This window comes from uncultured Pontibacter sp. (genome assembly GCF_947499215.1).
In the GTDB taxonomy this organism is placed as follows: Bacteria; Bacteroidota; Bacteroidia; order Cytophagales; family Hymenobacteraceae; genus Pontibacter.
On sequence record NZ_CANMNI010000003.1, the window covers coordinates 129,340 to 142,703 of the forward strand.

Here is a 13,364-nt window from a genome sequence, read left to right on the forward strand (position 1 = left end):
GTTTAATTATATAAAATAAATACTATGACATCAGATTTGAAAAATAAACATCTTACTACTATAGAAACCGCCGTGAAAGCCCTGCACGAGCGCCGTTTTTTTGCCCAGTACCCAGAGAATCCGATGCCAGATATCTATGGCGAAAACGCTGACAAAGAGGGTCGTGAAAAGTACAAGCAGTTTCTGAACAACAGGTTTGAGGAATTGGTGCACGATGGTGCTGAAAATTGGGTTGGACAGGAGGAATCTCCTTACGAACAGCAGCAGCTAGGCGTGAAATATCCCTATTTCAGCGTAGAGACGTTGGTGTCGCGTGCTGACGAAGCCTTCCACCAGTGGCGCAAGGTAAAGCCGGTTGACCGTGCTGCGATACTGGTAGAGTCGCTGGAGCGTATGAAGGAGCGTTTCTTTGAGATCGCCTACGCGACCATGCACACGACAGGGCAGGCCTACATGATGTCTTTTCAGGCTTCAGGTCCGCACGCCGCCGATCGCGCGCTAGAGGCCATCGCCTCCGGCTATGAAGAGCAGACCCGCTTTCCGGAGAGCATGGAGTGGGAAAAGCCAATGGGCAAGTATAACCTGAAGCTGAATAAATCGTGGCGCGCTGTGCCAAAGGGTATAGGCCTTGTGATCGGCTGCTCCACTTTCCCGACTTGGAACACCGTGCCCGGTATGTATGCGAGCTTAGTGACAGGTAACCCGGTTATCATTAAACCACACCCGAAGGCTGTGCTCCCAATTGCGATCGTAGTGGCGGAGTTACAGAAAGTGCTCATCGAAAACGGCTTGAGCCCTTACATCTGCCAACTGGGCGTGGATGCCGATGACCGCTTGATCACTAAAGAACTGGCGGAGCACCCGAAAGTTAAGCTGATCGACTATACCGGCGGTACTGAATTTGGTAACTACGTGGAGAGCCTGCCGGGCAAGACAACCTTTACCGAGAAAACAGGTGTGAACTCGATCATACTCGACTCCATGCAGGACTTGGATAAGGTAGCGCAGAACCTCGCGTTTTCGCTTAGCCTGTACTCGGGCCAGATGTGCACCGCCCCGCAGAACTTTTTCGTGCCTGCGTCTGGCGTAAAAGTAGGGGAGGAGACAGTGCCTTACGAAGAGGTAGTGAAGAAACTCGCCGATGCTGTATCAGGTTTGGTGAACAACCCGAAGGCGGGCCCGCACATTTTGGGAGCTATCCAGAACCCGGCTACAAGCGAGCGCGTGAAAGAAGCAGCTAGTGTAAAAGGCAAAGAAGTATTGAGCACTTGCGACTTCAGCAACCCGATGTTCGCCAACGCCCGTACCTGCACACCGGTGATTTATGAAGTGGACGCCACGGATAAAGAAAGCTTTAGCCGCGAGCTGTTCGGCCCGATTGCCTTGGTGATCAAAACCGAGAGCACGGACCAGTCCATTGAGCTAGCGAAAGAAATGGCGATGAACTACGGTGCGATCTCCTGCGGTGCCTATACTACTGACGAGGCTACCAAAGAGAAAATCATGGATGAGATGGGACTGGCGGGAACAGCCGTGAGCTTTAACCTGACCGGTGGCATTTATGTGAACCAGAATGCGGCCTTCTCTGACTTCCACGTAACAGGTGGCAACCCGGCGGGTAACGCTTCCTTCACAAACCCGGAGTTTGTGATCAAGCGCTTTACTTGGGTAGGCTTCAGAGAGCCTGTTGCTGGCTAAGTTGGATCGACCCTAAAACAAAAAGCTCCGGCACTATACCTAGTGCCGGAGCTTTTTGTTTTTTACTTAAACAGATTGTCCATGTCTTTTTTGAGGTTGTCTAGGCCGTCTTTCAGGCCCTGCCATTTGCTTTGGCTGTCCTCCTCATCCCCCAGCTTCCTGGCGATCAACTCACGCTTGGTCTCCAAGGCCGCGATGTGCTCATGGTAAGTATGGTGAGAGTCGGCAGCCGTGGCGTTCACACGCCCCTTAAGGGTTTTGATTTTGCTGTCCAGTTCCTCAAGGCTTTTCTGAATTTCCTCACGAGTCAGATTATTGGGTGCACGCATATGTTCAGGTTTCAAATTGTAAGTGTCCATATCTTTCATGTATAGAATGATCGCTTCTACACCACTGTTATGTGGCGTTTCCTCCATAAATACTTAAAAAGAGCTTAAAAGGATGTAATGCGACGGGTATAGCATACGAATAGATGACTTTGGTCACTTATTTAGAAAATATCTAAATAGTTGTTTTGACTTATTGATTTGGTGTTTACTTTTGCAGCACTTCTTAGAATTAATCTAAATAAGCAAAAATGCACCGTATTCTTACCATCCTGTGCGCGCTCGTGCTTTTGGCACAGCAGGCATATGCACAGACAACAGGCCGCATAGAAGGCCGCATTCAATCAGAACGAGGCGAGGGAATTGCCGGCATCAGCGTTGGACTGGAAGGCACTTCTTATGGATCCACCACCGATGATGAAGGCAAATTCCTGATCAAAAGCATACCAGCCGGCAGCTATACCTTAGTAGCCTCAGGTATAGGCTATACGCTCCAGAAGCAGGAGATGCAGATAGCAGGCGGCAAGGCTGCTTTTGTGAACATCGATCTAGCCTCTTCCTCACACGCCCTTGGTGAAGTGCAGGTAACGGCCCACCGCAGCGGCGAATATCTACAGCGCACGGCCACTACCGCCACTAAAATGGAAGCCCCTATTAAATCGGTGCCGCAGTCGGTACAGGTGGTGTCGCGCAGGGCGCTGGACCAGTTGCAGGTGCTGCGACTAGAAGACGCCATGCGTAACGTAAGTGGTGTGTCCATGGAGACGGGCTTCGGCGGCCGTTCCGATATTTTCCAGATCAGGGGCTTCCGCACCGATATGCAGAGCGTGTTCAAAAACGGTTTCCGTAACACGGTGCGTACCTACCGTGAGAGTGCCAACATCCAGCAGATCGAGGTGATGAAAGGCCCGGCCTCCGTGCTCTACGGTGTGAGCGATCCGGGTGGTATGGTGAATATATCCACCAAAAAACCTACGGCCCATACCTTTCAGGACATACAGTTTACAACTAACAACTTCGGTTTGATCCGACCGGCTATCGATCTGGGCGGCGCTATCAACGAAAGCAAGACCCTCAAGTATAGACTGAACGCCGCTTATGAGCGTGCTGACAGCTACCGCGACTTCGTGAAGACGAACCGCATTTTTGTAGCACCCTCTCTTACTTATGACTTCTCTGACAAAACAAGCCTGACGGTAGAGGCGGAGTACCTAGACCATAGCCAGCCTTCTGACCGTGGCATTTTCTCCATCAATGGCCAGATCGCCCCCGTGTCGAGAAGCCGCGTGCTGATAGAGCCGGACAATACAGGCAAGTTTAAAAACCGATTGGTGCAGTACAACCTGCAGCACAAATTCTCTGAGGCGCTAAGCTTCCGCCATGCCTTCAACTACAACTACGCGACTGAGACCCGTGATGTGATCGAGCAGACAACCGCATTGAAAGACGGCTCCTTCCGCATCAACCGCCAGCATCAGGACCAAGACACCTACGACAGGAACTTGGCTACGCAGAACGAACTGTACGCGTCTTTCAACACTGGTTCTATGATTGAGCACAAAGCCGTGGGCGGTGTGGAGCTTTCCAGTTCGGTATTCGACATCTGGGTGAAGCGCGCGCCATACGATGTGTTCGATATTCAGAACCCACAGTACACGCCAAAGCCGAAAGACTACTCGCTGCTGACCTACTCGCAGGACTACCAAGACAGAGTTAACGTAATGGGCTTCTACCTGCAAGACTTTATCACGGTAAACCAGCGACTGAAAGTACTGGTGGGTGGCCGCTACGATTTCTGGGAGCAGGAGAAAGAGAACAGAATAAAAGAGGAAACCTCTGTGCAGAAAAACCGAGCCTTTAACCCGCGAGTGGGGGTATTGTATGAGGTATACGGTCCGGTATCCGTTTACGCGAACTACTCTAACGGTTTCCAGCCGGGTATAGGCCAGACACTGGAAGGGGAGGCTTTCAAACCAATAACTTCCACACAGTATGAGGCGGGAACTAAAATCGGCTTGTTGAACGATCGCGTAAACCTTACCGTGGCCTACTTTGACATCACACGCCAGAATGTAGTGGTGCCGCACCCAACGCAGAGCGGTGCCAGTGTGCAGCTTGGTGAGGTACAGAGTAAAGGTTTGGAAACGGACATTACCGGAGAATTGCTGCCGGGCCTAAACATGATCGCGACCTATACCTATACAGATGCCCGCGTTACAAAAGACGCGCTGAGCGCCGATGATCCGAAACGCACCGTAGGTAGACGATTCAGAGGAGTAGGGTATAACAACGCCAGCCTCTGGACCACCTACGAACTGCAGGAGGGTATCCTGAAAGGCTTAGGCATTGGAGGTGGTTTCACCTATGTGGAAGACAGACCGGTTGATGACGCCAATAGCTTTATGTTGCCGGGCTATACCCGTTACGATGCCACCCTGTTTTACAACAGCAAGCGCTACCATGCGGCAGTGAATGTGAAAAACCTGACGAACGTGGAATACTACGAAGGCTCTCAGTCTGTGACGGTGATTATGCCGGGTGCACCAACTACGATCCAAGGCACGGTAGGTGTTCGCTTTTAGAGGTAGATAAAATAAAGATTATAAAACTATCGGCGACATGTCCTTCAAAGGCTGTGTCGCCGATTTAAAGTTTAGGTATATGCGCAAACTGATGCTACAATTGCACCTCTGGATCGGTCTGACGGCGGGTGGCGTGCTGGCAGTGGTGGGCCTGACGGGTTCGCTTTACGTTTTTCAGCCAGAGCTGACGGTGGCGCTCTACCCTGAACTCTACAAAGCCTCCAACCCGGACGCAAAGCTGGTGGATGTGCGGGTCGTCGTAAAAAACGCGGAGGCAGAATTCGGTGGGGAGGTAACCAGCATTTTCTTCCCGGTGCGTGAACTCGGGAACTATATCGTGAAGGTGCGGGGAAATAAACAGTTCCTTTTCTTTGATGCCAGCACCGGCGCATACCTTGGCCAAATGGAAAAACGGCGCGGCGTGATGGACGGGATACTGGACCTGCACCGTCACCTGACCATAGGGGAGAATGGCGCGCTTATTACAGGGACCAGTGCACTGCTTTTGGCTTTTGTGCTGCTTTCTTCGGGGCTATACCTGTGGATGCCCCGCAAGAAACGTAACCTGCGGGATGGTCTTCGTCTGAAGGCGAATGCATCATTTAAGCGGCGCAACTACGACTTGCACAATGTATTCGGGTTCTACTTCAGTATCCCGTTGTTTCTGGCTGCCATTACCGGTGCGTATTTTGGTTTTCAAGAGAAAGCGCAGGGCGTGGTCGATACCATTACCATGGCGAAGGAACCTACTCCTTATGTCAAGAAACTGAGGTCAAGCTCTCAGGCAGGCAAACCTTCTCTGAATGTTTACCAAGTACTGGACTACATGGATGGTCTATACCCTGCTTATGTGCCACGAACCCTGACCCTTCCTGCCGACAGCATAGGAACAGTAAATCTAACCTACATGGCCTCTAAAAACTTGGAGGCGGGGCCACAAAACCGCCCGATGGTATACCTTGACCAGTACTCGGGCAGCATCGTGTACGACTACAACCCCAACACGGCCCCGATAGGCCGCAAGATCACCCGCAACTGGTTTGTGCCAATTCATTTTGGGGAGATAGGAGGTGTTATAACCCGTATTCTCTGGTTTTTCCTAGGGCTAATGCCGGCTTTGCTATGGATCACCGGAATTATCATTTGGAGGGGCAGAGGCAAAAAGAAGCGAAAAGGCTATGTAATAACAGGGCGCCATGTTACAGCCTGACTAATAACAGGTATAGAAGTAATCTTAAAATCTAAAACAATAGTGCGTCATAACAATAAATAAACTTTACACTTTCGGTTCAATAGTGTAATTTTGGCGCAATAGCATAAATGTTTGTACGCAGCCGTCATGTGGCATGGGTTACAAATTCAGACAATACTGAACATTAATTGTTTTTAATATGTTAGTGGCTCAACCGGATGCGGAATCGTCCGGGATAACCCGTGCTGTATATCAAAAGATAAAACGAAATCTGACTATGACGGAAGCATCTAATATGCTTGACTTAGTGCTGTTGGTGGATGATGACGATACGACCAACTACTTAAACAGGCGCCTTCTGACCGACATGAAGGTGGCCAAAGAAATAAAAGTGCTCAAGAATGGAAGAGAAGCGATAGACTACTTGAGCAAAGCCTGTACCGCCACACCTGATGCGACTTATAAATGTCCGAATCTGATATTTCTGGACATTAAGATGCCTATGATGGATGGCTTTGAGTTTTTGGAGGAATACCAGCGCTTAGGCTTGGATGCGGGCGATCACGTGATTATCCTGATGCTCACCTCCTCTGCAAGCTTTTATGATCTGGAGCGCATTAAGAGTTTTAAGAAAGTGAAAAAGCATTACTCCAAGGCGCTTACCAACCACGATGTAAAGGAGATCTTGAGAGAGTTCTTTCAGCAGCGCAACAAATAAGAAATCTCTGACCAGATAATAGCGAAGTCTGTTTACCGTAAGGTATACAGACTTTTTCTTTTTACTCGGCGTCCTCTTCTTCCCGCACAATTTCCTTGGCGGGCCAAGTGAATATGAAGCGGGCACCCCGTCCTTCTGATTCCACCCATACCTTGCCCGACTTCTCTTCCAGTATGCGTTTGACGATGGCAAGGCCCAGTCCAGAGCTATCAATCCGGTTAAGGTATTGACCGAGCGTCTCGTATTTGCTGAATATCTGCTCCTGATCTTCGGGATTTATACCGGGACCGTTATCCTGCACTATAAAATGAATCCCATCGGACTCGTAGGTGCAATATACCTGTATTGTAGCCTCTTCCGGTCTGTCATGGTACTTCACGGCATTGCCAATCAGGTTGCTGAAAATCTGGTAGAGGTAGATCTCTTGGGTATACAAAACAGGTAAGTCCTTGGCAATACTTATTTTGAAAGTTGCCGGAATGTACAGCGACTCAAGCACCTTTTTCAATACGGCATCCACAGCCACTATTTCGCGGTTAATGCTGTGATGCCCGGCGAGAGAGTAGGCCAGAATACCGGTGATCATCTTATCCATTTTGTAAGTCTGCTCACGGAGAAGCGGCATCAGGTAGGCCACATCTTCACTGTTGCCGGTATGCACACTGTTTTCAAGCAAATTAATAATGCCGCCCATATTTTGCAGCGGCGCGCGCAGGTCGTGCGACACGGTGTGGGCAAAAGCATCGAGGTCGGCATTCACTTTCTGCAACTCCAGATTGCGGCGCTCACGCTCTTCCGATAAGGTGTTGATCTCAGAATTATAATCCTGTAGTTGTAGGTTAAGGCGCCTGATTTCCTGCAGTTGCTGTTCGGCCTCTAGGTTGCGCAGGCGTAGCTTTTCCAAAAGCTCAAGCTGCTGCATGTTCTGCTTCTTAATCTCTTCGTAAGGCGAGATACCCGCCTCGTCCTGAAATTCCCGTAGCCAAAGCTCCAGCAGACTTTTGGTGATAATAGGGGACTGGGCAGGGATGCGTTTACGCAGCGTCACCTGCGTGCCCTGTTCGCTCTCAGTTTCTATTTCAAAGAAGTCGACCAGCTTTCGGGAGTTGACGATGCCCATTCCCCGACCGGTTGCAGTGTTGCCGTAACTTGCCCGCTCATAAATATAGTCGAGGTTACCAATGCCGCGACCACGGTCCGATATGTAGGCTTCGAGATAGTTATGACCACCTTCTCCCACAATGCTGAACTGTATGGAGCCATTGCCCACATGTTCAACCACATTGCGACAAATCTCAGACACAGCCGTGGCGAACTTGGTCTGGTTAGCCTGCGCCATACCTGTCCTTTCCGACAGCTGCATGGCCCGCTTGTAGGCCAGCACCACGTCCAGTTCATTGGCTATGTTTATCTTGAGAAGACTACGTTGCATAAGGCTATACTTTGGCTTTACATACGAGTACGAGGGTGTCGTCGGTGTGGCGGCTATGATCTTTGTAGAGCACGGCTGCGATGGTGGTAGCCATATGCCGGTGAAGGGTGGGGTAGCGGCTCAGGTCCCATCGCGACTTAAGGCCATCGCTGTGCACAATCAGCACTTTGTTACGGTTCCAGTCCAGCGTCTGGTTATTGAAATTCCCCGGTATGTTGTGCCCGAGTATGCCGTTATACGAGATTACATTTTTGTACGGCATATTACCTAGCGAGCTTTCTGTTGAGAACAGTTTGCCGGCGATATTGCCGATACCGCAGTAGCTAAATTTATTCTGTACTATATCAATACTGGCAGCAAAGCCCACAGCCCCACGAGTTCGCCTGATGCTGTTATGTATGGTGCGTAAAGCCAAAGCCGGGTCTGCTATGGGAGTTTCGCAATAGGTTTTGACGGCGAGTTGAGAGGCCTCCTGAGCGCTCGTGCCGTGGCCAAGTCCATCGAGGGCGAGCAGGTAAACGCCGCGTTCGTGGTGGATGACGGCATAACCATCGCCGCAGTCCACTTCTTTGGGTTTCGGCACCATGATGCTGCCTACTTCGTAGCGTCTTTTGGGAGAGGCGGCACTGCTGCTCTTGTATACTTGTGCGACAATCACGGTGCCCACCTGTGGTTGGGAGTAAAGGTCAAAAACATCGGCCTGCCTTTTGATAGCGCCAAGTCCCTCTCCGGCCGAGCCATAGGTAGAAACCCCGTCTTCCATCATGCGATCCGGGTCGCTCATGCCCGGGCCATTGTCTAGGCTAATGATCTCTATCCCTCTGATGGGTTTGCCGATCGCTTTTACAAGCAGCTCACCGCCATTGGTAGAGTGCTTTTCAAGGTTGGAGAGCATCTCCGACACAATGATATTGACTTTGCCAACGGCGGCCTCAGACAAGGCAAAGCTCTCGGCGAGTCGGGTAATGTCTTTTTTTGTTAAGCTTGCATAGCTTCTGTCAGGTATTAAGAAGCGGTAGTGTTGGTTAACGTCCATGTTTCCAGTGGATAACAGTAACTGTGGTGCCTTGGCCCGGTTCGCTTTTCAGATCAAACTCGTTGACCAGTCTTTTGGCGCCGGGCAGGCCCAGACCAAGGCTTCGGCCGGTCGAGAAGCCATCGCGCATGGCCATGGCTACGTCCGCTATACCGGGGCCTTGGTCTGCGAAGGTTAATCTTACGCCGGTTTTGGCGTTTAGGCTGATAATTTCGAGGATTACTTTGCCGCCGCTGGCGTATTTGAGCATGTTTCGTACAAGCTCACTGGCAGCCGTAATAAGTTTCGTCTGGTTCACCAAACTCATACCGATGCGCGTGCTGAACTCCCGGACGCGGTTCCGAAAAGGGACCACATCCTGTTCTCGCACGATCTCCATCGTGTCTTTAGTCATTACGATCATCCTGATCTTCCTCCTCTTCCTCGTCCTGCTCCCAGTTATTGATCAGTTTAGTGTTGAGCAGTTCCATGCCTTTTTCCACGTTCAGGGCGGTGTGCACGCCCTGCAATGTCAGTCCCAGTTCTACGAGTGTGATAGCCACAGCAGGCTGCATGCCCACCACTACGGTCTCGGCATCCATGATGCGCGACATAGAGGCGATGTTGCCCAAAATGCGGCCCATAAAAGAGTCGACGATGCTTACTGCTGATATATCGATTAGAACGCCCCGCGCCCCAGTCTGGCTTACCATGTTGATCAGGTCGTTCTCCAGCGTCAGGGCCAGCCTGTCGTAGAGGTCAATCTGAATGGTAACCAGCAGGAAAGGGCCCATCTTGAGTATTGGTATCCTTTCCATGGTGTTAGCGCATTATGTTGAAGCCTTTATTTTTGTCGTTTTTACGCACTTCGAGGTTTGTCATGCTGAAGGCAAGCTGCAGCGCGCTGGCCAGACTGGCCTTCGTCTTGATGTTAGACAGGTCAATTCCCAAGTGCACGATTGTCTGGGCTATTTCGGCGCGTATACCACTAATGATACACTCCGCACCCATCAGGCGGGTGGCGCTTACGGTTTTGATCAAGTGCTGCGCTACAAGCGAGTCAACGGCAGGTACACCGGATATATCCAGAATGGCGATGTTGCTACCCGTGTTCACGATTTCCTGCAGCAGGTTCTCCATCACGATCTGGGTGCGGGCGCTGTCGAGGGTACCGATGATAGGCAGTGCTAGGATACCGTCCCAAACACGAATCACAGGTGTTGAAATTTCGCTGATCTCATCGGTCTGGCGCAGGATCACCTCTTCACGGCCTTTGATAAACGTCTCGAACGTAACAATGCTCAGGTTGTCGAGCAGGGTATTGATATCCATGATTTCCTTATACAGGGTAGAAGGGTCATTGGCTCTTTCCTCTATCAGGACTTCACTAAGTGCCTTTTTCAGGCTGAGCACGTATGCGCCGGTCTCGCGCGGGCTAAAACCCTGACGGGCTCTTGTGATGGAAATATCGCGAAGCGTATCGGTTACCTGCTCAAATTCGATTGCGTAAATGTTGTCATAATTCTCTTTTGAAATGGCCCGCAGTAGTGCGTCAAGCATTTCTTTAGACTGACGTTGCAGCTCCTCATTGGACATCAGATCATCACGAAGCGAATCCTCTGATAACTGATTCTGCATCCATTTCTCAAGGATGCGACTTTTGTTTTTCTCTAATACTTGTGCTGTTGTGTTCATGATAGGGCCAAACGTAGCTTTTTGAGTGATAGTTTTAGAGTCGTCTTAAAAAATGGATAGAGGCATTAATCTTAGATGTTAAGCGCTCAAGTGCTAAGTTAGAGAATATTATTGGACAGGCTTCGAATATAGCTGCCTTTTAATAATTTATGGTATAAAAGCAAAGAGGCCTTCCCAGATTAGGAAGGCCTTTTTGTAAGTCGGAGTGGCGGGATTCGAACCCACGACCTCCAGCACCCCATGCTGGCGCGATACCAGGCTACGCTACACCCCGAAAATTTTCTGCAACATAGCAAAAACACTTCATTGCCGCAAGCCCCCTTTCCTGCGGTCTGCGCTTAATTTCAATCTTTAAATCTACTATCTTTGTTTGTGGTGCTGCAGGTATAAACCCAAGCTGCGGAGCAAGCTTAAAGGAACGACGAAGAATGAAATACAGCGACATAAAAGCCCTGTTTAAGATAGATATAAGTAAGAAGGACGACGCAAGGCTGGCGGCATTCACACATTACCTGCAAAACTACAAAGAGCCGGCTGGCGCTAAGTTCAGAGAGGCGGCGGCTAGGTATATAACGGAACGAGCGCAGGAACTGAAGCTGAAAGATGCACTGACGCTGGAATCGTTGCTGCCCATAACATGGGATGTCCCATTTCCTCCGAACCTCCGTCACGACTTTACCTTTATAGATCTGTTTGCAGGAGTAGGCGGCTTTAGGCAGGGCTTTCAGAACCTGAACGGCAAGTGTGTCTTTACCTCGGAGTGGAACAAGTATGCAAAAGTAACCTACGACGCCAATTTCGGCGAAGTGCCTTTTGGCGATATCACCGAAGTAAATGAGCGCGACATACCAGACCACGATGTGCTGATTGCCGGTTTCCCCTGCCAGCCTTTTTCACTTGCCGGCGTTTCGAAGAAGAACAGCCTCGGCCGTAAGCACGGCTTTCTGGACCAAACCCAAGGCACGCTCTTTTTTGATGTCGCCCGAATCCTACAGCATAAAAGACCGAAAGCATTTCTACTGGAGAACGTCAAAAACCTAGTCAGCCACGATAAGCGGAAGACCTTTCAGGTAATCCTCGAAACCCTTACGGAACTGGGCTATAGCGTGCATTTCAAAGTGCTGGACGGCAAACACTATGTGCCGCAGCACAGAGAACGCATTCTGATCGTGGGCTTCGATAAAAACAGATTCGGAGGAGAGGAGGCATTTGCCTTCCCGGAAATGCCAGAGGCAAACCACAGTATAGAAGACATTTTAGAAGCAGAAAGCGAAGAACTGGCCAACTATACCCTGTCAGACAAACTATGGCAGTACCTGCAGGACTATGCGGCCAAGCATCGGGAGAAGGGCAACGGCTTTGGCTTCGGGCTGGTCAACTTGGATGGTATAGCCAGAACGCTAAGCGCCCGCTATCACAAGGATGGCAGCGAGATTCTGATCCCGCAGGAGGGAGGGCTTAATCCCCGCAGACTGACGCCGAGAGAGTGCGCAAGGCTGCAGGGCTTCCCGGACAAATTTGTTATACCTGTTTCCAATACCCAAGCTTACCGGCAGTTCGGCAACTCGGTGGTGGCGCCGCTCATGGAGGCCGTAGCTGCTGAGATAGTGCATGCGCTCAATACACACAGAGAGCAGCAGCAAAAGGCGCAGGTACAGTTGTCACTTCAAATGTAAACCTTTACCGGTTCTTTACTTCAGATATATCGCGGAGTGAGGTGAGCTTCGGACAATTGCCACCCAGAAACGCAAGCAGCGGAAGATCCGGGAGGCTGCCAAATTCCCCTATTTTGCTAAACTCCCGCACCGCTATGTTGTGATAGTTTAAAAGACTATTACCGCCATAACTGGTTTTGGAAGGAGCCGTGTAAGTTTTCTCCGAGTGCATTTCACTACCAAACAAAGCTCCAAGCCAAAGGCATTTTTGTTTCAGCTCTTTGTCAGAGTATAGGTGGATGGCCGGATAACTGTCATCCCAAATAGGTTTAGTTAGGATCACATGGGCCACTTCTACATCCTTTCCGGCGAGATAGCGGAACAGGTTCACCAAACCAGTATTCAGGCCAAAGTTGCCGTTCCGGATGGGATACTTCTGTTTCATCTCAAACCCGATCAGCCTCCCGTTGTGAAACGCAAAGTAGTCGATGTCCCAAGTAGGCGGACTAAGGTGAAAATTGGCAAAAAGGCGCTCCACCGCCGTCTCAAATAAAAGGCCTTTGTGCAGTATGTGCCTAATGGCGTCTTCTTTTCTTAGGTCACCAATAGGGGTGGGAAGAACAGCTTTTTTAGGTGGATGTAGGCTTCTTGTCTTAGGCCATTGCCGCACAAACTCACTCAGTTCCTGACCGATGAAAGCGCTTCCATAAAAATTGCCTTCGGTTCTAGCGAACTCTACCACGTAACAGCGCAGGCCTCTTTCATGCAGATGCATTATAATCTGATGGTCGAGCACTGTAAGTTCGTTAATGCCCTGTACGCAGAGCTTGATTACCCGATAACTGTCGCCAGACGATTGGAACCACCATCCGGCTGAATAAGCCTCGAAAGAAGAGTGGAGTAGGTGCTCCTGAAAGCAAAGTTCCGCGCAGATACCTTCCAGCTTTTGCGTTTTGTCGTGGCGCAAAACATTTCGCTGAGCCTCTTCATCTCTTATCAAAGCGAGGTAACTCTTGTGCATATACATTTGGGTTAGCTTCTAATTGGCTAT

12 protein-coding genes and 1 tRNA gene are annotated in these 13,364 nt (G+C 50.1%); 5 read left to right on the forward strand and 8 right to left on the reverse strand.

Annotation, left to right across the window (positions count from 1 at the left end):
* The first annotated feature begins 24 nt into the window (after nucleotides 1-24).
* The gene (gene paaN, locus Q1A04_RS14415; RefSeq protein WP_299707347.1) at nucleotides 25-1,698 is read left to right on the forward strand and encodes a phenylacetic acid degradation protein PaaN; all 1,674 of its coding nucleotides are present in this window, start codon (nucleotides 25-27) and stop codon (nucleotides 1,696-1,698) included.
* Nucleotides 1,699-1,760: 62 nt separating this feature from the next.
* Here paaN and Q1A04_RS14420 read toward each other — a convergent pair whose 3' ends face one another.
* Nucleotides 1,761-2,114, reverse strand: a complete 354-nt coding sequence (locus Q1A04_RS14420) for a hypothetical protein (RefSeq protein ID WP_299707350.1) — start codon at nucleotides 2,112-2,114, stop codon at nucleotides 1,761-1,763.
* 161 nt (nucleotides 2,115-2,275) lie between these two features.
* Here Q1A04_RS14420 and Q1A04_RS14425 point away from each other — a divergent pair, with 161 nt between their 5' ends.
* From Q1A04_RS14425 to Q1A04_RS14435, 3 genes are all read left to right on the forward strand, one after another.
* Nucleotides 2,276-4,606, forward strand: a complete 2,331-nt coding sequence (locus Q1A04_RS14425) for a TonB-dependent receptor (RefSeq protein ID WP_299707353.1) — start codon at nucleotides 2,276-2,278, stop codon at nucleotides 4,604-4,606.
* Nucleotides 4,607-4,685: 79 nt separating this feature from the next.
* Nucleotides 4,686-5,816 (forward strand): PepSY domain-containing protein, encoded by a 1,131-nt coding sequence (locus Q1A04_RS14430; protein ID WP_299707356.1) that lies wholly within the window; start codon nucleotides 4,686-4,688, stop codon nucleotides 5,814-5,816.
* Between the two features lie 259 nt (nucleotides 5,817-6,075).
* Nucleotides 6,076-6,516 (forward strand): response regulator, encoded by a 441-nt coding sequence (locus Q1A04_RS14435; protein ID WP_299707359.1) that lies wholly within the window; start codon nucleotides 6,076-6,078, stop codon nucleotides 6,514-6,516.
* A 61-nt stretch (nucleotides 6,517-6,577) separates the two neighbouring features.
* On the opposite strand, the gene Q1A04_RS14440 is transcribed toward Q1A04_RS14435, so the two are convergent.
* The 6 genes from Q1A04_RS14440 to Q1A04_RS14465 all read right to left on the reverse strand — a co-directional run bounded on the left by Q1A04_RS14440 (nucleotide 6,578) and on the right by Q1A04_RS14465 (nucleotide 10,932).
* Nucleotides 6,578-7,948, reverse strand: coding sequence for a sensor histidine kinase (locus Q1A04_RS14440; RefSeq protein ID WP_299707362.1), 1,371 nt, complete (start codon nucleotides 7,946-7,948; stop codon nucleotides 6,578-6,580).
* 4 nt (nucleotides 7,949-7,952) lie between these two features.
* Complete coding sequence (locus tag Q1A04_RS14445) at nucleotides 7,953-8,984, reverse strand: stage II sporulation protein E (RefSeq protein ID WP_299707364.1); 1,032 nt, start codon at nucleotides 8,982-8,984, stop codon at nucleotides 7,953-7,955.
* Nucleotides 8,974-9,378 (reverse strand): anti-sigma regulatory factor, encoded by a 405-nt coding sequence (locus Q1A04_RS14450; RefSeq protein ID WP_299707367.1) that lies wholly within the window; start codon nucleotides 9,376-9,378, stop codon nucleotides 8,974-8,976. The genes Q1A04_RS14445 and Q1A04_RS14450 overlap by 11 nt, the downstream gene beginning before the upstream one ends.
* Nucleotides 9,371-9,781: an STAS domain-containing protein gene (locus Q1A04_RS14455; protein ID WP_299707370.1), complete on the reverse strand. Its 411-nt coding sequence runs from the start codon at nucleotides 9,779-9,781 to the stop codon at nucleotides 9,371-9,373. The genes Q1A04_RS14450 and Q1A04_RS14455 overlap by 8 nt, the downstream gene beginning before the upstream one ends.
* Before the next feature lie 4 nt (nucleotides 9,782-9,785).
* Nucleotides 9,786-10,658, reverse strand: coding sequence for an STAS domain-containing protein (locus Q1A04_RS14460; RefSeq protein WP_299707373.1), 873 nt, complete (start codon nucleotides 10,656-10,658; stop codon nucleotides 9,786-9,788).
* A 200-nt stretch (nucleotides 10,659-10,858) separates the two neighbouring features.
* Nucleotides 10,859-10,932: transfer RNA gene (locus Q1A04_RS14465), tRNA-Pro, on the reverse strand.
* 154 nt (nucleotides 10,933-11,086) lie between these two features.
* Between Q1A04_RS14465 and dcm the strand changes: the two genes are divergently transcribed.
* The gene (gene dcm / locus Q1A04_RS14470; RefSeq protein ID WP_299707376.1) at nucleotides 11,087-12,334 is read left to right on the forward strand and encodes a DNA (cytosine-5-)-methyltransferase; all 1,248 of its coding nucleotides are present in this window, start codon (nucleotides 11,087-11,089) and stop codon (nucleotides 12,332-12,334) included.
* 4 nt (nucleotides 12,335-12,338) lie between these two features.
* On the opposite strand, the gene Q1A04_RS14475 is transcribed toward dcm, so the two are convergent.
* On the reverse strand, nucleotides 12,339-13,334 hold the full coding sequence (locus Q1A04_RS14475; protein WP_299707379.1) for a hypothetical protein: 996 nt from the start codon (nucleotides 13,332-13,334) through the stop codon (nucleotides 12,339-12,341).
* Nucleotides 13,335-13,364: the final 30 nt, after the last annotated feature.